The organism is Corynebacterium sp. 1103A (assembly GCF_055700955.1).
On sequence record NZ_JASTTF010000003.1, the window covers coordinates 157,944 to 180,740 of the forward strand.

Annotated in this window: 20 protein-coding genes; 8 read left to right on the forward strand and 12 right to left on the reverse strand. The window is 66.8% G+C overall.

Features of this window, described 5'->3' with window-relative positions; translation table 11 throughout:
* Positions 1–9: 9 nt before the first annotated feature.
* From QQS52_RS03885 to QQS52_RS03895, 3 genes are all read right to left on the reverse strand, one after another.
* Positions 10–615, reverse strand: coding sequence for a three-helix bundle dimerization domain-containing protein (locus QQS52_RS03885; protein ID WP_472772658.1), 606 nt, complete (start codon positions 613–615; stop codon positions 10–12).
* Positions 616–834: 219 nt separating this feature from the next.
* On the reverse strand, positions 835–3,201 hold the full coding sequence (gene ppsA / locus QQS52_RS03890; RefSeq protein ID WP_472772659.1) for a phosphoenolpyruvate synthase: 2,367 nt from the start codon (positions 3,199–3,201) through the stop codon (positions 835–837).
* 98 nt (positions 3,202–3,299) lie between these two features.
* Positions 3,300–4,154, reverse strand: coding sequence for a pyruvate, water dikinase regulatory protein (locus QQS52_RS03895; RefSeq protein ID WP_472772660.1), 855 nt, complete (start codon positions 4,152–4,154; stop codon positions 3,300–3,302).
* Between the two features lie 54 nt (positions 4,155–4,208).
* Between QQS52_RS03895 and QQS52_RS03900 the strand changes: the two genes are divergently transcribed.
* Positions 4,209–5,615 carry an NAD-dependent succinate-semialdehyde dehydrogenase gene (locus QQS52_RS03900; RefSeq protein WP_472772661.1) on the forward strand — a complete coding sequence of 469 codons (1,407 nt, stop codon included), beginning with the start codon at positions 4,209–4,211 and terminating at the stop codon, positions 5,613–5,615.
* A gap of 14 nt (positions 5,616–5,629) precedes the next feature.
* Here QQS52_RS03900 and glf read toward each other — a convergent pair whose 3' ends face one another.
* Positions 5,630–6,826 carry a UDP-galactopyranose mutase gene (gene glf, locus QQS52_RS03905; RefSeq protein WP_472772662.1) on the reverse strand — a complete coding sequence of 399 codons (1,197 nt, stop codon included), beginning with the start codon at positions 6,824–6,826 and terminating at the stop codon, positions 5,630–5,632.
* A 206-nt stretch (positions 6,827–7,032) separates the two neighbouring features.
* Between glf and QQS52_RS03910 the strand changes: the two genes are divergently transcribed.
* Positions 7,033–9,036 carry an N-acetylmuramoyl-L-alanine amidase gene (locus tag QQS52_RS03910; RefSeq protein ID WP_472772663.1) on the forward strand — a complete coding sequence of 668 codons (2,004 nt, stop codon included), beginning with the start codon at positions 7,033–7,035 and terminating at the stop codon, positions 9,034–9,036.
* 187 nt (positions 9,037–9,223) lie between these two features.
* On the opposite strand, the gene QQS52_RS03915 is transcribed toward QQS52_RS03910, so the two are convergent.
* The 5 genes from QQS52_RS03915 to serS form a co-directional block, all read right to left on the reverse strand.
* Positions 9,224–10,255, reverse strand: coding sequence for an HNH endonuclease signature motif containing protein (locus tag QQS52_RS03915; RefSeq protein WP_472772002.1), 1,032 nt, complete (start codon positions 10,253–10,255; stop codon positions 9,224–9,226).
* An 84-nt stretch (positions 10,256–10,339) separates the two neighbouring features.
* The gene (gene glpK, locus QQS52_RS03920) at positions 10,340–11,806 is read right to left on the reverse strand and encodes a glycerol kinase GlpK (protein ID WP_472772664.1); all 1,467 of its coding nucleotides are present in this window, start codon (positions 11,804–11,806) and stop codon (positions 10,340–10,342) included.
* Positions 11,807–11,809: 3 nt separating this feature from the next.
* Positions 11,810–12,628, reverse strand: a complete 819-nt coding sequence (locus tag QQS52_RS03925) for a Cof-type HAD-IIB family hydrolase (RefSeq protein ID WP_472772665.1) — start codon at positions 12,626–12,628, stop codon at positions 11,810–11,812.
* A gap of 2 nt (positions 12,629–12,630) precedes the next feature.
* On the reverse strand, positions 12,631–13,578 hold the full coding sequence (locus tag QQS52_RS03930) for a lysophospholipid acyltransferase family protein (RefSeq protein ID WP_472772666.1): 948 nt from the start codon (positions 13,576–13,578) through the stop codon (positions 12,631–12,633).
* Positions 13,579–13,600: 22 nt separating this feature from the next.
* Positions 13,601–14,860 carry a serine--tRNA ligase gene (serS, locus tag QQS52_RS03935; protein WP_472772667.1) on the reverse strand — a complete coding sequence of 420 codons (1,260 nt, stop codon included), beginning with the start codon at positions 14,858–14,860 and terminating at the stop codon, positions 13,601–13,603.
* Between the two features lie 102 nt (positions 14,861–14,962).
* On the opposite strand from serS, the gene QQS52_RS03940 reads away from it, so the two are divergent.
* Genes QQS52_RS03940 through QQS52_RS03950 form a run of 3 tightly spaced genes read left to right on the forward strand, consistent with a single transcriptional unit; the run spans position 14,963 to position 17,137 of the window.
* A complete protein-coding gene (locus QQS52_RS03940; protein ID WP_472772668.1) occupies positions 14,963–15,715 on the forward strand; it encodes a GntR family transcriptional regulator in 753 nt (250 codons plus the stop codon).
* A 24-nt stretch (positions 15,716–15,739) separates the two neighbouring features.
* A complete protein-coding gene (locus tag QQS52_RS03945) occupies positions 15,740–16,777 on the forward strand; it encodes a septum formation family protein (RefSeq protein ID WP_472772669.1) in 1,038 nt (345 codons plus the stop codon).
* Positions 16,778–16,789: 12 nt separating this feature from the next.
* Positions 16,790–17,137, forward strand: coding sequence for a metallopeptidase family protein (locus tag QQS52_RS03950; RefSeq protein WP_472772670.1), 348 nt, complete (start codon positions 16,790–16,792; stop codon positions 17,135–17,137).
* Here QQS52_RS03950 and QQS52_RS03955 read toward each other — a convergent pair.
* Entirely contained in the window at positions 17,134–17,811 is a 678-nt protein-coding gene (locus tag QQS52_RS03955; RefSeq protein WP_472772671.1) for a histidine phosphatase family protein, read from the reverse strand. The two genes, QQS52_RS03950 and QQS52_RS03955, sit on opposite strands and share 4 nt — an antisense overlap.
* A 19-nt stretch (positions 17,812–17,830) precedes the next feature.
* On the reverse strand, positions 17,831–18,736 hold the full coding sequence (gene pheA, locus QQS52_RS03960) for a prephenate dehydratase (protein ID WP_472772672.1): 906 nt from the start codon (positions 18,734–18,736) through the stop codon (positions 17,831–17,833).
* A gap of 33 nt (positions 18,737–18,769) precedes the next feature.
* Here pheA and QQS52_RS03965 point away from each other — a divergent pair, with 33 nt between their 5' ends.
* From QQS52_RS03965 to QQS52_RS03975, 3 genes are read left to right on the forward strand one after another with little or no spacing between them, the layout of a single operon-like run.
* Positions 18,770–19,921, forward strand: coding sequence for an amidase (locus QQS52_RS03965; RefSeq protein ID WP_472772673.1), 1,152 nt, complete (start codon positions 18,770–18,772; stop codon positions 19,919–19,921).
* A complete protein-coding gene (locus QQS52_RS03970; protein WP_472772674.1) occupies positions 19,918–20,688 on the forward strand; it encodes a CPBP family intramembrane glutamic endopeptidase in 771 nt (256 codons plus the stop codon). The genes QQS52_RS03965 and QQS52_RS03970 overlap by 4 nt, the downstream gene beginning before the upstream one ends.
* A gap of 33 nt (positions 20,689–20,721) precedes the next feature.
* The gene (locus QQS52_RS03975) at positions 20,722–22,014 is read left to right on the forward strand and encodes an LCP family protein (protein WP_472772675.1); all 1,293 of its coding nucleotides are present in this window, start codon (positions 20,722–20,724) and stop codon (positions 22,012–22,014) included.
* On the opposite strand, the gene QQS52_RS03980 is transcribed toward QQS52_RS03975, so the two are convergent.
* Complete coding sequence (locus tag QQS52_RS03980; RefSeq protein ID WP_472772676.1) at positions 22,011–22,796, reverse strand: ABC transporter ATP-binding protein; 786 nt, start codon at positions 22,794–22,796, stop codon at positions 22,011–22,013. The two genes, QQS52_RS03975 and QQS52_RS03980, sit on opposite strands and share 4 nt — an antisense overlap.
* Position 22,797: the final 1 nt, after the last annotated feature.

The window sequence follows — 22,797 nt, forward strand, 5'->3', positions numbered from 1 at the left end:
AGGAGTGCCCTAGGCGTCGATGGCGACCTTCTCGTCTACCGGATCGATACCCAGCTTGCCCAGCATGTAGAGCACGCGGGCCTCCAGGTCGTCGGCCAGCTCCCGGGCCTGCTCGACCGTCTCGGCCGGCAGGATGTCCCAGATCTTGACGTCCTTGCCCGCCTCGTCGCGGTGAACGTCGCGGCCCAGGTAGACAATGAAGTCCGGCATGGCGACCGTGCGGGCATCATCAAAGTGGCGCGGCTGGCCCTCGCTTAAGCCCCGCTCGGCCAGGACATGGCTTATGTGGCCGGCGTCCTCGTTTTCCGGGTGGGAGACGGCGGCGTCCACCAGCAGGGCGTCGCCGGCGTGCTTCTTGGTCAGCTCCACGGCGGCCTCCGCCAGTGCGTGGTCGGTACCGGCGGCAAAACGCACGTGGATGCGGTGCTCGCCGAAGTATTCCATGACCTCCCGCTCGACCAGGACCGGGACAAATTCTTCCAAAACCGCACGGGCGGAGTGCTTGGCGATAACCTCGTCCAGCTTGGCATCAATCTCCGCGGCGCTGTGCGCATGCCCGAACGCTGCGTGCAGATCCTTGCGCAGGGTGTCAAAAACTCGGTTGTTGTTCATCATCGCTATTCACCTGATTTCCTGTTATTCCGGCGAAGACTCATTGTCTTCAACCACTCGAGTGAACCTTCTATTCCCTCAAAGTTAACCTGCCGTTAACCTTAGCAGATCGTTGGGCGAATGTAAATGATGGGCCTAAACCAAATGTTTAGCGGGGGCCGGATAGCAAAAACGCCGCCGCTTCCCCAAAGAAACGACGGCGTTTTCGATGCCGCGTACGCGCTACTCCTTTTCCGCCAGGCGCAGCCAGGTATCAACCACGGTATCCGGGTTCAGGGACAGCGAGCTAATCCCCTGCTCGACCAGCCAGTCCGCTAGGTCCGAGTGGTCGCTGGGGCCCTGGCCGCAGATACCGACGTACTTGCCCTGCTTCCGACAGGCCTCGATGGCCCGGCCCAGCAGCACCTTGACCGCCGGGTTGCGCTCGTCGAAGTCGTGGGAGACCACGCCCGAGTCGCGGTCCAGGCCGAGGGTGAGCTGGGTCAGGTCGTTCGAGCCGATGGAGAAGCCGTCGAAATACTCCAAGAACTGCTCCGGGATAAGCGCGTTCGACGGGACCTCGCACATCATGATGAGCTCCAGGCCGTTCTCGCCGCGGCGCAGACCGTTGGCAGCCAGGGCCTCGGTCACCCGGCGCGCCTCATCGGGTGTGCGCACGAACGGGATCATGATCTTGACGTTTTCCAGCCCCATCTCCTCGCGCACGATCTTCATCGCCTCGCACTCCATGGCGAAGCACTCCGCGAACTCCTCGGAGACGTACCGGGAGGCGCCGCGGTAGCCAAGCATGGGGTTTTCCTCGTGCGGCTCGTAGAGGTTGCCGCCCAGCAGGTTGGCGTACTCGTTCGACTTGAAGTCGGACATGCGCAGGATGACCGGGTTCGGGGCAAACGCCGCCGCGATGGTGGCCACGCCCTCGGCCACGCGCTGGACGAAGAAGTCGCGCGGCGAGTCATAAGCGCCGGTCAGAATCTCCACCTCGGACTTGAGCTCCTCGTCTAGGTTGGGGTAGTCCAGCAGCGCGCGCGGATGGATGCCGATCTGTCGGTTGACGATAAACTCCAGGCGCGCCAGGCCCACGCCGTCGTTGGGCAGGCGGGAGAAGGCGAAGGCCTGCTCGGGCGTGCCGACGTTCATCATGATCTTCGGCCCGATCTCCGGGACCTGGTCCACGTCGGTCTCGGTCACCTCGAAGTCCAGGGAGCCGTCGTAGACGTAGCCGGTATCGCCCTCTGCACAGGAGACGGTGACCTCGCTGCCCTCGGCCAGGACCTCGGTGGCATCGCCAGTGCCGACGACGGCCGGGATGCCCAGCTCGCGGGCGATGATCGCCGCATGGCAGGTGCGGCCGCCGCGGTTAGTAACAATCGCCGAGGCGCGCTTCATAATCGGCTCCCAGTCCGGGTCCGTCATGTCCGCGACCAGGACCTCGCCCGGGTTGAAGCCGTGCATCTGCTCCAGCGAGTCGAAGACGCGCACCTTGCCGGCACCGATCTTCTGCCCGATGGCGCGGCCCTCCGCCACGACGGTGCCACGCTTGTGCAGACTGAAGCTCTGCAGCACCGAGCCGCGGCGGGACTGCACGGTCTCCGGGCGGGCCTGCAGGATGTAGAGCTGGCCGTCCTCGCCGTCCAGGCCCCACTCGATGTCCATCGGGCGGCCGTAGTGGTCTTCGATGATGAGCGCCTGACGGGCCAGCTCTTCTACCTGCTCGTCCTTCAGGGAGAAGCACGCGCGGTCGGCTTCCGGGGCGTCCACGAACTCGGTAGTGCGGCCGACGCTGGCGTCGTCGGTGTAGACCATCTTGGTCGCCTTTGCGCCCAGCGAGCGGGAGATCACCGCGCGCTTGCCGTCGCGCAGAGCCGGCTTGTAGGCGTAGAACTCGTCCGGGTTAACCGCGCCCTGGACCACGCCCTCGCCCAGGCCGTAAGCGCTGGTGACGAAGACGACCTGGTCGAAGCCGGACTCGGTGTCCATGGTGAACATGACGCCGGAGCTACCGATGTCGGAGCGCACCATCTTCTGCACGCCCGCGCTCAGGGCGACCGCATCGTGGTCGAAGCCGTGGTGGACGCGGTAGGCGATCGCGCGGTCGTTGTAGAGGCTGGCGAAGACCTCGCGGATGGCCACCAGGACCGCGTCGATGCCCTGGATGTTCAGGAAGGTCTCCTGCTGGCCCGCGAAGCTGGCCTCCGGCAGGTCCTCCGCCGTAGCCGAGGAGCGCACCGCGAAGCTGGCCTTATCGCCGGACTCGGCGGCCAGCTTGTCGTAGGCAGCGCGGATATCACTCTCGATGCCCTCCGGCAGCGGCGTCTCCAGAATCTCCGCGCGGATCGCCTTGCCGGCGGCCTCCAGCTGGCGCGTATCCTCCGTGTCCAGCCCCTCGAGCAGCTTAGAGATCCGCTCGTCCAGGTGTGTTTCCGTCAGGAAGGCGCGGTAGGCGTCGGCCGTGGTGGCAAATCCGTCGGGGACGTTGACGTTGAGGCGGGCGAGGTTGGAGACCATCTCTCCCAGGGAGGCATTCTTGCCGCCCACTTGCTCGACGTCGTTCATTCCGAGTTCGGAGAACCAGCGAATATTATCGCTCATATTCAGGCATCCTTAGTATTAAACGGGGTAAGTGATGGCAAGCATTGTAGTCGCTGGGTGGGCCTGCGCGGGCGGAAATCGCGGGGGCAAAAGTCACACTAGCGACCGCTCGTTATGGATAGGTACTGAAGAATCATCGCAGACATCTCTTCGACGGATTTGGTCGAAGAATCCACGTAAGGAATCCCATTGGCCTTCATCATCGCCTTCGCGCCGCGCAACTCGAAGCTGACCTGCTGACGGGAGGCGTAGCGCGAATTAGGCCGGCGCTCGTTGCGCACCTGGCACAGGCGCTCCGTGCTGGTGACGATCCCAAACAGCCGATCCTGGTACTTACGCACCGGGCGCGGCAAGGCGGTCGACTCGAAGTCCTCGTCCACCAGGGGGTAGTTCGCCGCGAACAGGCCGTGTTGCAGCGCCAGGTACATCGACGTCGGGGTCTTGCCGCAGCGCGACGGCGCCAGCAGGATGATGTCGGCCTGCTCCAGCGCGCGCAGGGACTGCCCGTCGTCGTGCTCGATGGCGAATTCGATGGCCTGCATGCGGCTGTTGTAGCGCTGGCTATCGGCCAAGGTGTGCAGCTGCTTGGCCCGGCGCACGCTGGTCGTGCCCAGCGCCCGCTCGACGCTGCCCAGGTAGGCGCTCAGCAGGTCGATGACCGTCGCCTTCGAGCTCAAAATGCAGTCGCGGATCTCGTCGTCGACCGCGGTGGAAAAGACCAGCGGGGTGCGCCCGGCCGCGACCTGCCTATCCAGCCGGGCTACCAGCTCCCGGGCGGCCTCCAAGCTGCCCAGAAACGGCACCGTGGTGCGCGCAAAAGTCAGGTGCGGGAACTGCACGAGCAGCGCGTTTCCCATGGCCTCCGAGGTGATACCCGTCGAATCCGAGACGAAGAAGACGGGCACCACCGGCTTGTCTTCGCCGTTGACGGGAGGGTGATTAATCGCATCCATGCTCCCATCCTAGCCCCCTTGAAGAAGCCCGCAGCCCGCGCTATACAGGGCACTATGAGCACTTTTGCATTAGAGAACCCGAACACCGGACGTTCCGAAGAAGAATTCCCCCGCCTCGATGATGCCGCCCGCGACGACATCCTCGACCGCTCCACCGCCGCTTTTAACAAGTGGCGCACGACCAGCATCGACGAGCGTGCCGCCATCCTGGCACGGACTGCGGACCTGTACGAAGAACGCATCGATAAGCTGGCCGAACACATCGGCCGCGAGATGGGCAAGCTGACCCGCTGGGCCAAGGCCGAGATCCAGATCGTGGCGGATATCTACCGCTGGTACGCCGAGCACGCCCACGAGCTGCTCGCCGACGAGCACCTGCCGGCCCAGGGCGCCAACCACACCTTCGTGCGCAAGGAGCCGCTGGGCCCGCTGCTGGGCATCATGCCGTGGAACTTCCCCTACTACCAGGTCGCGCGCTTTGCCGCGCCGAACCTGCTGCTGGGCAACACCATCGTGCTCAAGCACGCCTCCATCTGCCCGCTGTCCTCCCAGGCCTGCCAGGACCTGCTCGAGGAGGCCGGACTGCCGCAGGACGTCTACCTCAACGTCTATGCCTCCGGGTCCCAGATGGACGCGTTTGTCGCCGACGACCGCATCAAGGGCGTATCCCTGACCGGTTCCGAGGCCGCCGGCGCCGCCGTAGCCAAGACCGCCGGCGAGAACTACAAGAAGTCCGTCCTCGAGCTCGGCGGCAACGACCCGTTCCTCGTGCTTGACGATGCCAACCTCGACTGGGTCCTCGACCAGTTCGCCCTCATCCGCATGTACAACACCGGCCAGGCCTGCAACGCGCCGAAGCGGCTCATCGTGCTGGAGGACTTCTACGACCACGCCGTCGAGTACCTGACCGACAAGATCGGCGCCATGACCGTCGGGCCTTACGACGACGATGGCGCCGACATCGGGCCGCTGAGCTCCATCGGCGCCCGCGACGAGATCGTCGAGCGGCTGGAAAAGGCCACCGCCGACGGCACCGCCACCGTCTGCGTGGGCGGCGGCAAGGTCGACCGCGACGGAGCCTACATGGAGCCGACCCTGCTGACCGACGTCGACCGCCACGCCGACATCGGCTGCAACGAGATCTTCGGCCCCGTCGCCGTCATTTATAAGGCCCGCGACGTCGAGGAGGCCATCGCGATTGCCAACGACTCCGACTACGGCCTGTCCAGCTCCGTATGGTCCACCGACCTGGAGCAGGCCAGCGCCGTGGCCGCCCGCCTCAACGACGGCATGACCTTCGTCAACGAGCACGCCGTGACCGCCGCGGGCCTGCCCTTCGGCGGCATCAACCGCTCCGGCTACGGCCGCGAGCTGGCCCGCTGGGGTGTGGGCGAATTCGTCAACGAGCACCTCTACCGCGTCAGCGGGCAGGACGATGCCGGCCAGTCCCCCGCCCTGTAAAACCCGCTAGTTTCCTAGTGGCCGCGCTCCTGCTCCAACGGCTTGCCGTCGTTGAAGTAGGGCGCGATTTTATTGTCGAACATCGACAGCGCCGAGCCGATAGCCATGTGCATGTCCAGGTACTGGTAGGTGCCTAGGCGCCCGCCGAAGAGCACCTTGTTCTCGCGGGCCTCGGCCGCGGCGAGCTTGCGGTAGGCCTCCAGCTTGCTCCGATCCTCGGGGGTGTTGATCGGGTAGTAGGGCTCGTCGCCCTTGTCGGCAAAGCGCGAGTATTCCTTCATGATGACGGTCTTGTCCTTGGGGTAGGCATCGCCGCGCTCGGGGTGGAAGTGACGGAACTCGTGGATGCGGGTGTAGTCCACGTCGGCATCGTTGTAGTTCATCACCGGGGTGCCCTGGAAGTCGCCGGTGTTCAGGACTTCCATGTCGAAGTCCAGAGTGCGCCAGCCCAGATCGCCCTCGACGTAGTCGAAGTAGCGGTCCAGCGGGCCGGTGTAGACCACCGGCGCGTCCGGGTTGGCCGCGCGCAACTCGTCGCGCACGTCGAACCAGTCGGTGTCCAGGCGAACCTCGATGAGCTCGTGGGTGGCCATGTTCTCCAGCCAGGCGGTGTACCCCTCGACCGGCAGGCCCTCGTAGGTGTCGTTGAAGTAGCGGTTGTTGAAGGTGTAGCGCACCGGCAGGCGCGTGATATTCGCCGCCGGCAGGTTCTTCGGGTCGGTCTGCCATTGCTTGGCGGTGTAGTTCTTGATGAAGGCCTCATACAGCGGGCGGCCGATGAGCGAAATCGCCTTCTCCTCCAGGTTCTTGGCCTCCTTCGGGTCGAACTCGCCGGCTTGGTCCTGGATGAGCTGGCGGGCCTCGTCGGGGCTGTAGTAGCGGCCGAAGAACTGGTTGATAAGGCCCAGGCCCATCGGGAACTGGTAGGCGGTGCCGTCGTGCATGGCGAACACGCGGTGCTGGTAGTCGGTGAAGTCGGTGAACTGGTTGACGTAGTCCCACACGCGCTTGTTGGAGGTGTGGAACAGGTGGGCGCCGTACTTATGCACCTCGATGCCGGTTTCCGGCTCCCGCTCCGAGTAGGCGTTGCCGCCCAGGTGGTTGCGGCGCTCGACGATGAGCACTTTCTTGCCCAGCTGCGAGGCCGCCCGTTCCGCGATTGTCAGGCCAAAGAAGCCGGATCCAACGATAATGAGGTCATAGTCAGTCATGCCTCCTAGCCTAAGGGAGCCTCGCCGGCCCGGCAGGTCTGCCACACGGGAAAACGGCGCGCCACACTGTTCCCTCTCGTCACATTGGTTACTCGGGTATCATTTTTCTCAATTGTTTACTATGCTTTACTGCGGACTCAGATCTGACTGATGCTTGCCGCCACCCCTAAGCCCGGCAGGCACCACAATTTTAGGGAGAATTACCAGTGCAACTACGACGTCGACTTGTCCCCACGCAGTCGAAGTGGGCCACCCCGGTGGTGGCCATCATCGCTTCGGTGTCTGTGGTTGCCGCCGCAGTTTTCGCCGGCAACGACATCCTGAATACCCAATCTGCGGGTAGCGGGCCCATCGAGACCACCACCAGCCAGGCGAACTTCGGCGACGGTGAGACCGTCGTCGTCGACGACCCGGCCATCGCCGCCCAGGGCGGCGAGGGTGGCCCCCGCGCCGTAAAGGAATTCCACCAGGACAAGCCCTTCTCCCAGTTCGCACTGACTTGGGAAGGCGGCGACAAGGATCTCGCGGCCTTCGTGCGCCCGCAGCTTGCCGACGGCACCTGGGGCGAGTGGTACGACACCGAGCCACTGGGCATCGAGACCGGCGGCACCAACGGCACAGAGCTCATCTTCATCGGTGAGACCAAGGCCGTCCAGGTCTCCGTCGGCAACGTCGACCTCGGCGCCCCGTCCGAAGAGGAAGTCGCCGAGGCCGGCGGCCAGGCCAACCCCGCCCCGTCCGCGGAGAACGACGCGGACAACTCCCCTGCGGCCTCGGCCAAGAAAACCACGAACCCGCTGCCGACCAACTACGGCGATATCGCTCCCGTCGCCGAGACGATTGACCAGTCCGCGGGCATCGATGCCGCAGATCTAAACGCCGTCTTCATCGACGGCAACGCGCAGGAAGGCGGCATCGAGCCGACTGCCTTCGCCTCCAACGGGGCGCCGCAGGTAGTTTCCCGCGCCGGCTGGGGTGCCAATGAAGGCATTCGCTGCCAGGGCCCGACCTACGACGATCGCGTCAAGGCGCTGACCCTGCACCACACCGCGGGTAGCAACAACTACACACGTGCCCAGGCAGCCGCCCAGGTCCGCGGCATCTTCAGCTACCACGCCCAGACGCTGGGCTGGTGCGACATCGGATACAACGCGCTGGTCGACAAGTACGGCACCATCTACGAGGGCCGCTACGGCGGGCTGGACAAAGCCGTCCAGGGTGCCCATGTCGGCGGCTTCAACTCGAATACCTGGGGAATTTCGATGATCGGCAACTACTCGACCACCGAGCCCACCCAGCCGATGCTTAATTCCGTCTCCGAGATCGCCGGCTGGAAGGCCGCCATCTCCGGTTTCGATCCGGCCGGCGAATCCGTCGGCCTGTACTCCGGCGGCTTCAGCGGCTCCAAGTTCACCGCCGGCACCACCGCCAACGTGCCCGCCTTCCACGGCCACAACGATCTGCACTACACCTCGTGCCCGGGTGACCGGACGAACAAGTACTGGAACCAAATCCGCTCCAACGCGCACAAGAAGTATGAGGCCGTCAAGAGCGGCGGTAGTTACCAGCCGTCGACGCCCGCCCCGTCCACCGACAATCCCGGCAATTCCGGTAATTCTGGCAATGCCGGTGGTTCCGGTAACGGTGGAAACGCAGGCACGGGCGATACTGGTGCGCCGCTCGAGTTCTCTGTGGGCGGGTCCTCAATGTCGACCGGCGACATCCAGGCCGCCGCCACCATCGCCGCCGCCGTCGCCGGCCTAGCGATTACCTCCGGCGCCCTGACGGTGCCAGACAAGGACCAGGAAGTGGTCGAGGGCCTGACCCTGGGGCAGGTGCCCGAGATCATCTCGAAGGTCGTCAGCTTCTTGGGCGACCCGGCGCTTCAGCAGTCGTGGGGTTCCATCCTCAACGCCTTCGGTCCTCTGCTGGGCCTGCCGCAGGGCGGACTCGAGGTGCTGGAGCAGGATACGTTCTACCAGCTCTTCGAGAACGGCGTCGTGCTCTCCTCGGGCGATAACTCGCAGGCTTATGCCCTGGTAGGCGAAATCGCCAAGGCCTGGGCCGAGGGTGCCAACGCTCAGCAGTTGGGCATGCCGACCACGAACCAATACTCCGTCGGTGGCAAGGCCGTCCGCGTCGACTTCGAAGGCGGCTACATCACCTACGACCCGGATACCCAGCAGGTTCAGCTCCACACCAACGACTAACCTCCGGCAAAGACGCTACCTAGGTACGCACACCTTGCTGCACCATCCAGGTGCGCGATCCCGGTGGCCGACCTAGGCGCGCCGAGTAGGCACGCCGAATGGGCGTTCACGGTTTTCAACCGTGGACGCCTATTCGCGTGTTCCTGGTGTTTGCTGCGTGTCTGCCACCAGATCGGCCGCCGGCGGACTAGGCCGGCACACGTTCAGGTGGTATCCACACCACCCGGCCGCCGACCCTAGCCATCCGGCCCCTAGCCTGCGCCGGGCCCGGCCCATCCTCATTGGCACCGTTATGGTGCGGGCACAACGTCGCCAGGTTCGCCGCGTTCGTCGGACCACCCGAGTCCCACGACTCCAAATGATGAACCTGGCACTCATCCGCACCAGCCAAACACTCCGGCCACGCACACACCGGATGCTCCATCAACGCCAAGCGCCGCTGCTTCCACGAGGCCAAACGCACATCCCGGTAACAATTAACCGGGCCGACCACCGGATCGAAAACCCCAACGTAGCCAACCTGCTCAAACGCCCGAGTCACCAACTCCGCACCACTAATCACCGCGCCGTTGGTCAGCTGCACGGTAATATCCGCGGCATCCTTGCCACCAACCAAGTGCCCGAAATCCTTGAGGTTGAGCACCACATTAGTAGTAACCAACGCACGCACCCCGCCGCGGCACCTACCGCCGGCACCGACACCATCACCGGCCCCGGCACCTTCCCCGTCACCGCTGGTGAAAACCGCGCGCGCATCCTCGACAGTGCGAACTTGAGCTTTGATATCGGCGACGAGGCCAGCATCGGCGATAAGACGCATCGACCACAACCCCTCCGCCGAACGGCGGTAGATCACCCCCGGCTGCGGCGTCAGGGCAGGCCGGGCCTCCTGAATTTTGCGGCGGGCCGTGGCGGCCATTGCCTTGGCATCAACCGGCTGGGCAGACAACTCCTCCATGATGCGCCAGGCATCGTTTGTGTTTTTCACCCGCCGCAGTACCCCACGCAACACGTCGAGCACGGGCAGGCAGTGGCCGTGGCGGGCGGCATTCGCGCGCACCCGACGCTGGCGACGGGCCTGCCTGACCGGGCCGAAAAACACCCCAGCCAAGTCGAAGAGACGCTCCAGCTCGTCACGACCGGAGCCAGCGGCCGCGCGCTCGGCATCCCAGTCGGCGTGCCAAGCACCCTCCACGATCTCAATGCCAGGCTGGGTCACGGCAGCCACGAACCTAGAAAAACAATCCCCCGATCTCATGCCCCACACACTAAGGCAGCCCCCACCACCCCGCAACCGGAACGGCTAGTCCTCCCAGTCCAGGGTGCGCTCGACGGCATCGTTCCAGCGGGAAAAGAGCTGGTCGCGGGTGCCGGCCTCCATCTGCGGCTCCCAGCAGGTATCCACGCGCACCAGCGATTCGAGTTCGCCCAGGCTGGACCACGTCCCGCAGCCCAGGCCGGCGGCGAAGGCGGCGCCCAGCGCGGTGGTCTCGATTTCCTGCGGCCGCACCACGGTCGCGCCGAGGATATCGGACTGCAACTGCATGAGCAGCTCGTTTTCCACCATCCCGCCGTCGACGCGCAGCTCCTCGATGGCGACCCCGGCGTCCTGCACCATCGCCTCGACTACCTCGCGCGTCTGGAAACACGTCGCCTCCAGGGCGGCGCGGGTGATGTGGGTCCGGTCGGCAAAACGGGTGAGCCCCACGATGACGCCGCGGGCATCGGGGCGCCAACGCGGCGCGAACAGCCCCGAAAACGCCGGCACGATGTAGACCCCGCCGTTGTCGTCGGCCGCGATCTCCTCCGAGCTGGCCGCGTCCGGGATGATCCCCAGCTGGTCCCGTAGCCACTGGATGAGCGAGCCGCCCACGGCGACCGAACCCTCCAGCGCGTAGACTGGGTCGCTGCCCGCGCACTGGTAGGCCACGGTGGTCAGCATGCCATGCTGGGAGTATTTTCGCTCCGCGCCGGTGTTGAGCAGCAAAAATAGTCCAGTCCCGTAGGTGTTTTTGGCGTGCCCGGCGGAAAACCCGGCCTGCCCGAACAGAGCGGATTGCTGGTCTCCCAGCACACCCGTAATGGGCACGTCCATGAGCGTGCCCCGGTGGCGAACGGTGCCGAAATCCCCGATGGAGGCCCGAATTTCGGGCAGGATGCACCGCGGCACCCCGATGGCCTCGCACAGCTCGTCGTCCCAGTCCAGGGTGTCCAAATCCATCAGCAGCGTGCGCGAGGCGTTGGTCACGTCGGTCGCGTGCACGCGTCCGGCGGTCAGGTTCCACAACAACCAACTATCGATGGTCCCGGCCAACAGCTCGCCCGCCTCAGCCCGCTCGCGCGCCCGGTCGACGTGGTCCAGGATCCACGCGATCTTCGGCCCGGCCGGATACGAATTGGCCAGCACGCCGGTCTTGCGCAGCCACTTGTCGGGCTCGTCGAAACGGTTGGCGGTGCGGGTGTCCTGCCAGACGATGGCCCGGTAGATGGGCTGCCCGGTCTCCTTCTCCCAGACCACGGCGGTTTCGCGCTGGTTGGTAATCCCCAGGGCATCGATGTCGCTGGCGGCGATGTCGACGTCGACCATCGCCGCCGAGACCGCCCGGCGCGTGTTTCGCCAGATCTCCCGGGCGTCGTGCTCGACCCAGCCCTGCTGGGGCATCAGCTGCCGATGCTCATACTGCGCCGACCCACAAATTTTGCCGTTAGCATCCACGATGACGCACCGGGTGGAGGTGGTCCCCTGGTCGATGGCGGCGATATACGTCACGGGCTAGAACCACCTTTCCAGAACCTGGGCAACACCCGCCTGACCGTTGGTTTTGGTAACGATGTCGGCGGCTTCCTTGACGTCGTCGTGCGCGTTACCCATAGCCACCCCGCAGCCGGCCCAGCGCAGCATCTCGATGTCGTTGGGCATGTCCCCGAAAGCGATGACCTCGCTGGCCGCCACTCCGTAGTGTTCGGCCAGGTAGGACACGCCGCGTTCCTTGGTCACGCCGGGGGCAGCGATCTCGAGGAGCCCATCGGGCATGGAATAGGTGACGTGGGCGTCGGTGGCATCAACGAGCGGGGCCAGGCGGGCGTACATCTGCGACGAGGTCATATTCAGGTTGCGGACGATGAGCTTGACCGCGGGCTCGGCGACGACCTCGGCGCGGTCGGCCACACCGAAGCCGGGGTAGTCGGTGCGGGCGGCAAACGGGGCGTCGACGACGTACATGTCCTCGGTCGGGTCGGCCGCCGAGGTCCCGGCGCGCTCGGCGGCCACGGCGATAGACCCCAACACCTCCTCGGCGCGCTCGACGATGCCCGCCATCACCGCCGGCGACAACTGCTCGGCGCGCACGACGCGGTCGGCCAGGGAGTCATAAACCACCGCACCGTTGGAGGTCACGCACAACGGCCGGACGGGCAGCTGCTCGAGGACCGGCGCTATCCAGCGGTAGGGCCGGCCGGTGGCCAAGGCGAAGTGGGCGCCGGACTCGATGGCTCGGACCACGACGTCGCGGGTGCGGGCAGCCACCCGGTGCGCGGGATCGATGAAGGTGCCGTCAATGTCGCTGGCGATAAAACGCGGGGCGGAGACCACTACTAGACCTGTTCCTTGCGGCCCAGGCGGGACAGCCGACGCAGCTGCCGGTTGGCTTTCTTGGCCAGCTTGTCGTCGGCCTTGCGCAACTCCTTGGCGGTTTTGCGCTCGGCCTTCTTCTTGCGCTTGCGGGCCTTTTCGGCCTTATCCGCGGCGTCCATGCGGTCGGCTTCGGCCAGGGTGGGCGCCACCCCGCCGTTAGCGGCCGGACGCCACGCCAGGCCGTCCTCGAAGGGGCCGTGGTCGCGGTCGTAGTCCGCGCGCACCTGGTCCAGCAGGGCCTGCATGGCGGATTTGAGCCGCTCCATGTCGGCGGCGACGTCGCCGGTGAGCTCGATGGGCGCGCCAACCTTTACGTGCACCGGCAGGTGGTTGCGGCCCAGGTTCTTTTTCCCGCCCTTGGTCCAGATGCGCTGGGAGCCCCAGCAGATCATCGGGATCAGCGGGACCTCGGCGGCCGCGGCGATGCGGGCCGCGCCGTTTTTGAACTCCTTGAGCTCGAACGAGCGCGAGATGGTTGCCTCCGGGAAGATGCCGACCAGGTGTCCGGCGTTGAGGTGCTCGACGGCAGCATCGACGGCGCCGGCACCGCGGGCGCGGTCGACGGGAACGTGCTTCATCCCGCACATGAAACGCCCCACGACGGGTACGTCAAAGATTTCCTTCTTCGCCATAAACCGCACCAGGCGGCGGCCGCGCAGGTGGGCCGGCATGGAACCGAAGAGAAAGTCGTAGTAGCCGGTGTGGTTCATCGCCAGCAGGGCGCCGCCGTAGGCCGGGATGTTTTCCACCCCCTCCACGGTGGTGACCACGCCCTGCCAGTGCAAGACGCGGCGGGCCAGGCTGACGATGCCCTGATAGATCGCCTCGGCGGCTTCGGTGTGCAGCCGCGTGTGCTCGGTGCCTTCCGGGATCCGGAACAGCCCGGAGCGCAGCTCATACTTGGTCATCGGGTGGCGTCTTTCCGGGACTTTACTTCTTGGGCTCGAGAACGTCCTTGCCCACAAACGGACGCAGGGCCTCGGGCACGACGACGGAGCCGTCGGCCTGCTGGTGGTTTTCCAGGATGGCCACGAGCCAGCGGGTGGTAGCCAGCGTGCCGTTCAACGTCGCGGCGATGCGGGCCTTACCACTGTCGTCGCGGTAACGGGTCTGCAGACGACGGCCCTGGAAGGTGGTGCAGTTCGAGGTTGAGGTCAGCTCGCGGAAGGTGTCCTGGGTGGGGATCCAGGCCTCGGTGTCGAACTTGCGGGCGGCCGAGGAGCCCAGGTCGCCGCCGGCGACGTCGATGATGCGGTAGGGCACCTCGACGGCCGCGAGCATCTCGCGCTCCATGTTCAACAGCTTCTGGTGCTGCTGCTCAGCCTCTTCCGGCTTGCAGTAGACGAACATCTCCAGCTTGTCGAACTGGTGCACTCGCAGGATGCCGCGGGTGTCCTTGCCGTAGGAGCCGGCCTCGCGGCGGAAGCAGGAGGACCAGCCGGCGTAGCGGATGGGGCCGTCGGAAAGGTCGATGATCTCGTCCTTGTGGTAGCCGGCCAGGGCCACCTCGGAGGTGCCGACCAGGTAGAGATCGTCGCGTTCGAGGTAGTAGATCTCGTCCGAGTGCGCGCCCAAAAAGCCGGTGCCGGCCATGATTTCGGGGCGGACCAGAACCGGCGGGATCATCAGCTGGAAGCCGTGCTCGCGAGCCTTCTGGGCCGCCAGCATCATCATGCCCAGCTGCAGGAAGGCGCCGTCGCCGGTGAGGTAGTAGAAGCGGGCGCCGCCGACCTTGGTGCCGCGGGTGGTGTCGATGAGCCCGAGGGACTCGCCCAGGTCCAGGTGATCCTTGGGCTCGAAATCGAAGGTCGGGACCTCGCCGACGTGCTCGAGCACCACGAAGTCGTCCTCGCCGCCGGCGGGAGCGCCCTCGACGACGTTGGACAGTTGGTACTGCAGCTCGTTGACCTTCTCCTCAGCCGCCTTCTGCTCGTCTTCTGCGGCCTTGACTTTAGCCTTGAGCTCGTTGGAGCCTTCCAGCAGCGCGGAGCGCTCCTCCGGGGAAGCCTGGCCAATCTTCTTGCCGAAGGCCTTCTGCTCGGAGCGCAGGTCATCGGCCTGGGAGATGGCGGTGCGGCGGCGCTCGTCGGCGGCCAGAAGGGCATCGACAAGCGCGGGATCCTCACCTCGGGTGACCTGAGAGGCACGGACGACGTCTGGGTTTTCGCGGAGGAATTTTAGATCAATCACGAATTTGATCCTACCCCACGGCCCTATGGTTTGTACGGTCAACTGGGCACTACAATCCCATTTGCTTGCGGTGGTCATAACCAGAGCTCTAGCATGGGGATTATGACCAGCCATCCGCACCTGCCGCCGCGGGACATCGTGGACGGGCCCATCCCCAAGCACGCGCAGCTGCGCGACATCCTGGACGAGGTCTGCCGGACCACGCTGAAACCGGGGGATTTGCTCCCCGGCGAGCGCCTGCTCGAGGAGACCTACGGGGTCTCCCGCATTACGGTGCGGCGGGCCATCGGCGACCTGGTAGCCGCCGGCCGGCTGCGCCGCGTCCGCGGCAAGGGCACTTTCGTCGCCCCCAACCCGCTGGTCTCCCGACTACACCTGGCGTCGTTTTCGGACGAGATGGGCGCCCAGGACGTGAAGGCCTCGTCGAAGATCCTCTTGTCGGGGCGCACCGCCGCCCCCGAGGAGGTCGCCAAGTTCTTCGGCACCGAACCAAACGTGCCGCACACCCACCTGCGCCGCCTGCGCCTGGGCGACAGCGAGCCCTATTCCATCGACGACGGTTGGTACAACGCGGCCTACGTGCCCAACCTGCTGGAAAACGACGTCTATAACTCCGTCTACAACATCCTCGACACCGACTTCGACGTCCCCATCACCGAGGCCGACCAGACCGTCACCGCTATTGCTGCCGATGCCGAGGTCGCCGACCTCCTCGAAGTCGATCCCGGCACCCCGCTGCTGCACATCATCCGGCACTCGCGCTCGCGGGATAAGCCCGTCGAGTGGTGTTCCTCGGTCTACCGCACCGACCGCTATCGGCTGACCACCCGCGTGGTCCGTGCGCTCGAACCTTAACGGGAAGGTAAACTGGCAATCCTTATGAGCACTGTGAAGACTTGGCGTTCCGCCGCCGCCATCCAGATTGCGCTGTGTGCTGCGCTCATCGCGGCGGTTTTCGTGGGCTCCTACGAGGTCGTGAGCAATTCCCGGGACTCTGCTACCCAGGCCGGCAACGGTGAGGCCGGTGGCAAGGCCGGTTCCGAAACCGAAGGACCTGCCCCAACTTTTACCACCGCCGACAAGGGCTCCTGCGTGACGTGGGACTTCAGCGGCTCCGGCGAGGTCACCAACTTCGAGCAGACTGACTGCGGCGACGAGCACCGCTTCGAGGTCGCCTCCCGCGAGGACCTGAGCATCTACCCCACCAGCGAGTTCGGCGAGTCGGCCCCGCGCCCCGACATCGAGCGCCAGGCCAAGCTGCGCGAGGAGCTCTGCCACGGCACCGTGCTGCAATACCTGGACGGCCAGTACGACCCGTCCGGCCGTTTTTCCATCGCCCCCATCCTGCCGCCGAAGGCCGCGTGGGATAACGGCGACCGCACCATGCTCTGCGGCCTGCAGACCACCGACGAACGAGGCACCCCGCTGGAGACCAAGGGCAAGGTCGCCGAGGTGGATCAGGCCAACATCGCCAAGGCCGGCGAGTGCCGCTACATCGACGACAACCAGGTGCTGCACACCGTCGACTGCACGGCTCCGCACCAGCTGGAGACCACCCAAATCGTGGACCTGTCGGCCGAGTTCCCGGACTCCTACCCCGCCGACGAGCACCAGAACAGCTTCCTCGAAAAGACCTGCACCGATGCCGCCATCGAGTACCTGGGTAGCGAGGAGGCGCTCTACCAGTCCACGCTGCAGCCGTACTGGGGCTCCATTTCGGAGACCTCCTGGAACGGCGGGACCTCCTCGGTCAACTGCGCGCTGATGCACCCCAATGACCAGGCCGGCTTCTCGGAGATCACCGGCTCCGCCCGCGACGGCCGCGACGCCATGCTCATCGATGGCCAACCACCCAAGGAACAGCCCAAGCGCAACCCGCGCCGCGAGGACGCCGCCGCCCCCGCGCCGGCACAGTAAAAGCAGTAAAAGATGTACGCCGTCAGCGAGGAGCGCTTCGACGAACTAGTCGACGACGCGCTAGATAAAATCCCCGAGGAATTCGCGCGTCGCATGCGCAACCTGGTCTTCCTCGTGCGCGACTACCACGAGGACGACCCTTATACCCTAGGCCTCTACGAGGGTGTGGCCCTGACCGAGCGCACCCACGACCACACCGGCTTCCTGCCGGACGCCATCTTCATCTACCGCGGCGCGCTCCAAGACTACTGCCACAGCGAGGAAGAGCTAGCCCACGAGGTGGAAGTCACCGTTTTCCACGAGCTGGGCCACTATTTCGGCATTGAGGAAGACGACCTCCACCGCCTCGGCTGGGGCTAGGTTAGGTCGGTGTCCGCCCACTGGGTGGCGGTCCAGTGGCCGAAGTCCTCGCCGCGCGGCTCGAGGACGGTGTAGCGACAGTTCGGCAGGTAGCCGGTGAAGGCGAAATCGGCATCGATGCCCGCGGCGTGCCGAGTCATCACACGGATGGCCGCGCCGTGGGAGACGACGATGGCGTCTTTGTCGGCGCCTGCGGATTCGGCATCGGCAAGCTGGGCGGCCAGGGCTTCGAGGACCGGGCGGTAGCGGCCGTCGACGTCGGGGTAGGTCTCGCCGCTGGGCAGGCAAGCCGCGGGATCGCCGTCGATCCAGCCGCGCAGGGCGACCTGGAAGCTGCGGTGGGCGTCCTCGCTGTTGTCCATTTCAAAGTCGCCGACGAAAATCTCGTGCAGGCCGGGCACCACGTCCACGGCGACGGAGAACTCGGGCAGGCCGGCCTCCACCTCGAAGGCGCGCATAGCCAGCTGCGCGGTCTGCTGGGCGCGCAGCGCCACGGAGCAAAACACCGGGCCCAGGCGCTCCGCGCCGACGATGCCCGCCAGCTCCCGGCCGACATCCTGGGCCTGGTAGCGGCCGCGTTCGGACAGCTCAGCGCCCGGCGGGCGGGTGTCGAGGCGCCGGTTGATATTAGATAAGGTCTGGCCGTGCCGAAGCAGGATGATTCGACCGCTCATACCTGCCTACCTTAGGATCTTATTCGCCGGTTTGCAGGGCGCGGACCCAGGCATCGGCGGCGGCGAGATCCGGCATCGTGGGCGCGGGGGCATCGGCCTGCCCGGCGGGCCAGGAGCCGAGGAATACGATCTCCTCGCAGCGCAGCCACAGCGCGCGCAGGGCCTCGGCGACGGGGCGGTCGTCGATGTGGCCATACAGGTCCACGTAGAAGCGGTAGGTGCCCATCTTCCGGCGGGTCGGCCGCGACTCGATACGCGTCATGTCCACCCCGCGGTGCGCGAACTCCTGCAGGGCGCCGACCAGGGTGCCGGGCTGGTTGGGCAGGGTGAAAATGACGCTGGTCCGGTCGTGCCCGGTGCGCGGGGCCGGCCGCCCCGGCGGTCCGACCAGCACGAAGCGGGTAGCGGCCCCGGCCACGTCCGCGACCCCGGCGGCGTGGGTGTGCAGGCCGAAAAGCTCGGCGGCCCGGGCGGGCACGGCCGCGCAATCGACGTCGCCTGCGGCCACGGCCTGCGCCGCCGCCGCGTTCGAGCTCGCGGACTGAAAGCCCGCGCCCGGCAGGTGCTCGCGCAGCCAGCCGCGCACCTGCTGGTAGGCCACCGGGTGGGTGCTGAACGTGCGGCACGCGGCCAGCTCCACCCCGGGGCGGGTCACGATGGAAAATACCACCGGGATGTCGACCTCGCGGTAGATTTGCAGCGGGGAGCCCTCGACGACGGCGTCGAAGGTCGCGGTCACCGCGCCGTCCACGGAGTTCTCGATGGCCACGCAGGCCCGCTCGGCCCCGCCGGCGCGCACGAGGGCGCAGGCGGCGTGAGGGGAATCGACGGCGACGGGCTCGACGTCGCTGCCGGCCGTAAGCTCGTCCAGCGCGGCCTCGGTAAAGGTACCTGCCGGGCCTAGGAATGCAACCTTCATCGTCATGCGCTCTAGCCTAGCCGGTTAGGCTGTAGACCTATGGAATTCTCCCACGCGCAATTGGCTGCGGATTTGGCCGGGCTCGGCCCCCGCGAGCACGGCTTCAGCTTTATCGACCACGAGCGGCTGGCCCACCCCGGCCCGCCGCGGCCCGGCCGGTTGAGCGGCTGGGTGCTCAGCGCGAAGGATCTCAACGACGTAGCCGGGATGCCCACAACGCTGGGCTCGGCGAAGCGCACCTACCTGGCCACCGAGACCGATCCGTTCATCGCGGAGCTGGAAGCAGCCGGCGCTGACATCGTGGGCAAGTCCGCCGCCCCCGAGCTGGGCCTGCGCGTGGATACGGAGCCGGTGGACCTGCCGCACCCGGACAACCCCCGCTACCCCGGCTGCATCCCGGGCGGGTCCTCCGGCGGGGCGGCCATCCAGGTCGCCCGCGGGCTGGTGCGCGCGGCCCAGGCCAGCGACGGCGGCGGGTCTATCCGCGTGCCGGCCGCCGCGTGCGGGGTCGTCGGCTTCAAGCAGTCCGGCACGGAGCTGGGCGTGCCCGGGTTTATCACCCGCTCGGTCGCCGATACCGCCCTGCTGCACGATCTGCCGCTGAAAACGCCCGGCCGGTGGCGCATCGGCGTGCTGACCCAGCCGCTGTTCGCCGGCGTGCGGGTGGCCGACCACATCCTGCGCGCGGTCGCGGAGGCCGCCGCGGTGCTCAAGGCGGCCGGATTTGAGGTCATCGAGGTCTCGCCCTACCCGCATTCGGAAGAGACCTTCGCCGCCTTCACCCGCATCTTCTCCTCCCGGATGGCGGGCCTAGGCCCGCAGGAGGGCTACGCCGAGTGGGTCCGCCAGCTGGGGCGCGGCTTCAGCGACGCGGAGGTCGACCGCGCCCACCAGCACGCCGCCCACCTGCCGCAGATTTTGTCCGGCTACTGGGCCGTCGATGCCCTGCTCACGCCCATGCTGGCCTTCGATCCGCCGCGCATCGGCGCGTTTAACCGCCTGCCGCACGCGGAGAATTTCGCGGAGCAGACCCGCTGGTCACCGTGGGGTTCGCTGTTTAACGTCGCGCACCTACCGGCGATTAGCCTGCCCTGGGAGGTGCCCGACCACCCGCCCGTCGGCGTGCAGCTGGGCGGCATCACGCTCGCCGATGCCGAACTCCTCGCCCTAGCCCACCTCCTCCACGCATGAGGCCGGCAGCCCTGACGCCCGCGGTCACCGCCAGGCGCGCGCTGGTGGCCGAGGTCATCATCGTCCTGTCGCTGTCTTTTGGTGTCTCCGGCGTGCGCTCGCTGCTGCGCCTGCTGGATTCGCTGCTGGATCCGGCGCCCCTTTCCGAGCAGTCGGTGACGCTGAATTCCGCCCAGTCCGCCATCGCGTGGCTGGACGTCGGCCTGCAGCTGTGCTCGGCCGGCGTGCTCTTTGCCTACGGCGCCCTGGCGCTCTACCTGCTGCGGGTGGGGCCGGCGCCGGTGCGACGGGCATCGGTGAGCGCGAGCGGGGACAGCCTGCGCGGGGTGGGGCTGGCCGCGCTGATTGGCCTGCCGGGGCTGGCCCTGTACGTCGCGGCGGTGCACCTCGGGCTGTCCAAGGTGGTCGTTCCCGCGGAGTTTTCCCACCCGCTGGTGGAGGCACCGGTGCTGCTGCTGTGGTCGGCGGCCAACGCCTTCGGCGAGGAAACCGTCGTGGTGGCCTGGTTGATGACCCGGCTGAAACAGCTGGGCTGGAAGCTGCCCGCCGTGCTAGCCGCGACTTCTATTCTGCGCGGCTCCTACCACCTCTACCAGGGAATTTCCGCCGGGTTCGGCAACCTGGTCATGGGCGTGGTCTTCGGCTACTACTACCACCGCACCGGCCGGGTCGCGCCCCTTGTTATCGCGCATTTTCTCATCGATGCCGTGGCGTTTATCGGCTACTCCCTGCTCGGGGATCCGTCGCTTTTCGGTTTGTTGGGCTAGGTCTGTGCGCGGGCGCCTTGTAGGCTATAGCGCATGAATTATTCAGGACGCGACCATGACCGGGAATCCCGCCGCGCCGGCGATGACTTCGTGCGCGGGGCGGACGGTCGCATCCTGAAAGACCGCTACGGCCGGCCCATCCGCAAGCGGCCCGCGGGCTCGCGCTCTGGTGACCAGCAGCGCGCTACCCCGCCGCGGCAAACGCCGCCGCGGCAAACGCCACCGCGACAGGTTCCCCCGGCACAGCCGCAGCAGCAGCCGCCGAGGCAGGCGCCGCTGCCGGCCTACGCGCAGCCGCACTACCAGCAGCAGTACCGCCAGGAACACCGCCAGGACTACCCGCCGCAGCCGGAGGCCCCGCGCCGCTACCGGGTGCCGGCGCCGCCGGAGGGGCATCGTCCGCACCGGCGCCGCAAGCGCACCAGCCCGGTCAAAGGCTGCCTGGGCTGCGCCGGCTGGGTGCTTGCCATCGTGGTGGTCGCCAGCCTGGTGCTGATGCTCTGGGCCGACACGCGCCTGACCCGCGTGGAAGCCATGCCGGCCCAGCAGGTGGCCAAGACCGCCGGCACCAATTGGCTGCTGGTCGGCTCCGACTCGCGCCAAGGCCTCACCGAGGAACAGCAGGCGGAGCTGGGCACCGGCGGCGACGTCGGCGTGGGCCGCACGGACACCATCATGCTGCTGCACATCCCGTCCAGCGGGAAGGCGCAGCTGTTATCCATTCCGCGCGACTCCTACGTCTCCGTGCCGGGCTTCGGCCAGGACAAGGTCAACGCCGCCTTCACCTACGGCGGCCCGCAGCTGCTGACCGAAACCGTCGAGGGCGCCACGGGCCTGCACATCGACCACTACGCCGAAATCGGCATGGGCGGGCTGGCCAACGTGGTCGACTCCGTCGGCGGCGTGGACATCTGCGTGGCCGAGCCCATCAACGACCCGCTGGCCAACCTGGACGTCCAGCCCGGCTGCCAGAAGCTCGACGGCCCGACCGCCCTGGGCTACGTGCGCACCCGCGCCACGGCCATGGGCGACCTGGATCGTGTGGCCCGCCAGCGCGAGTTCTTCGCCGCGCTGCTGGACAAGATCACCTCGCCGGCCACGCTGATCAATCCGTTCAGGGCGGTCTCGCTGGCCAACCACACGGCCTCGTCGTTCATCGTGGGCGAGGACGAGCACGTCTGGCACCTGGCCCGCGTGGCGCTGGCCATGGGCACCGGCGTGGAGACCCAGACCATCCCCATCGGCGGCTTCATGGACACCGAGGTCGGCAACGTGGTCCTGTGGGACGACGCGCAGGCCCAGCAGCTCTTCGACTCGCTGCGCTAGCCCCGCGGGATGACAATCGGCCGCCCGCTTTTCGGGTCGGCCAGGATATCGCAGTCGATGCCGTAGACCTCGCGCAGCAACGCTTCCGTCACGACTTCGCCTACCGGCCCGCTGGCCACCACGGCACCGTCCTTCATCACGATGAGGTGGCTGGCGTAGCGAAACGCCAGGGTCAGCTCGTGCAGCACCGCCACCACCGTCGAGCCGGACTGGTAGAGATCCCGCGCCAGGTTGAGCACCTCCACCTGGTGGGTGATATCCAGATACGTGGTCGGCTCGTCCAGCAGCACAATGGGGGCCTGCTGGGCTAAGACCAGCGCCAGCCAGACCCGCTGGCGCTGCCCGCCGGAGAGGTCCGCGACCTGACGGTGGCGCAGGTGGCTGACGTTGGCCTGGGCAAGCGCGGCATCAACGGCCGCGTCATCCGCCGGCGTCCACTGTTTAAGCAGGCCTTGGTGCGGGTAGCGCCCGCGGGCGACCAGGTCCTCGACCACGATACTGTCCGGGGCCGTCGGCGACTGCGGCAGGAGGCTCAGCCGGCGGGCGACCTCCTTGGAGGCGTAAGCGCGGATCGGTCGCCCGTCCAGCCGGACCGCCCCGGCTTGGGGGATGAGCAGGCGCGCCAGGGCCTTGAGCAGCGTGGACTTGCCGCAGGCGTTCGGGCCGACGATGACGGTGAACTCCCCGTCGGGGATATCGACGCTGACGTCTCGGATGATGGGACGGTCGCCGTAGGCGACGGTAATCTTGTCCGCGCGCAGGCGGCAGGGGGAGAAATCCACC

What these genes read in the sequence shown, in the direction of transcription:
- QQS52_RS03885 (WP_472772658.1), bottom strand. Translation starts at nt 615, where the DNA reads ATGATGAACAACAACCGAGTTTTTGACACCCTGCGCAAGGATCTGCAC.
- ppsA (WP_472772659.1), bottom strand. Translation starts at nt 3,201, where the DNA reads ATGAGCGATAATATTCGCTGGTTCTCCGAACTCGGAATGAACGACGTC.
- QQS52_RS03895 (WP_472772660.1), bottom strand. Translation starts at nt 4,154, where the DNA reads ATGGATGCGATTAATCACCCTCCCGTCAACGGCGAAGACAAGCCGGTG.
- QQS52_RS03900 (WP_472772661.1), top strand. Translation starts at nt 4,209, where the DNA reads ATGAGCACTTTTGCATTAGAGAACCCGAACACCGGACGTTCCGAAGAA.
- glf (WP_472772662.1), bottom strand. Translation starts at nt 6,826, where the DNA reads ATGACTGACTATGACCTCATTATCGTTGGATCCGGCTTCTTTGGCCTG.
- QQS52_RS03930 (WP_472772666.1), bottom strand. Translation starts at nt 13,578, where the DNA reads ATGACCAAGTATGAGCTGCGCTCCGGGCTGTTCCGGATCCCGGAAGGC.
- QQS52_RS03940 (WP_472772668.1), top strand. Translation starts at nt 14,963, where the DNA reads ATGACCAGCCATCCGCACCTGCCGCCGCGGGACATCGTGGACGGGCCC.
- QQS52_RS03945 (WP_472772669.1), top strand. Translation starts at nt 15,740, where the DNA reads ATGAGCACTGTGAAGACTTGGCGTTCCGCCGCCGCCATCCAGATTGCG.
- QQS52_RS03950 (WP_472772670.1), top strand. Translation starts at nt 16,790, where the DNA reads ATGTACGCCGTCAGCGAGGAGCGCTTCGACGAACTAGTCGACGACGCG.
- QQS52_RS03955 (WP_472772671.1), bottom strand. Translation starts at nt 17,811, where the DNA reads ATGAGCGGTCGAATCATCCTGCTTCGGCACGGCCAGACCTTATCTAAT.
- pheA (WP_472772672.1), bottom strand. Translation starts at nt 18,736, where the DNA reads ATGACGATGAAGGTTGCATTCCTAGGCCCGGCAGGTACCTTTACCGAG.
- QQS52_RS03965 (WP_472772673.1), top strand. Translation starts at nt 18,770, where the DNA reads ATGGAATTCTCCCACGCGCAATTGGCTGCGGATTTGGCCGGGCTCGGC.
- QQS52_RS03970 (WP_472772674.1), top strand. Translation starts at nt 19,918, where the DNA reads ATGAGGCCGGCAGCCCTGACGCCCGCGGTCACCGCCAGGCGCGCGCTG.
- QQS52_RS03975 (WP_472772675.1), top strand. Translation starts at nt 20,722, where the DNA reads ATGAATTATTCAGGACGCGACCATGACCGGGAATCCCGCCGCGCCGGC.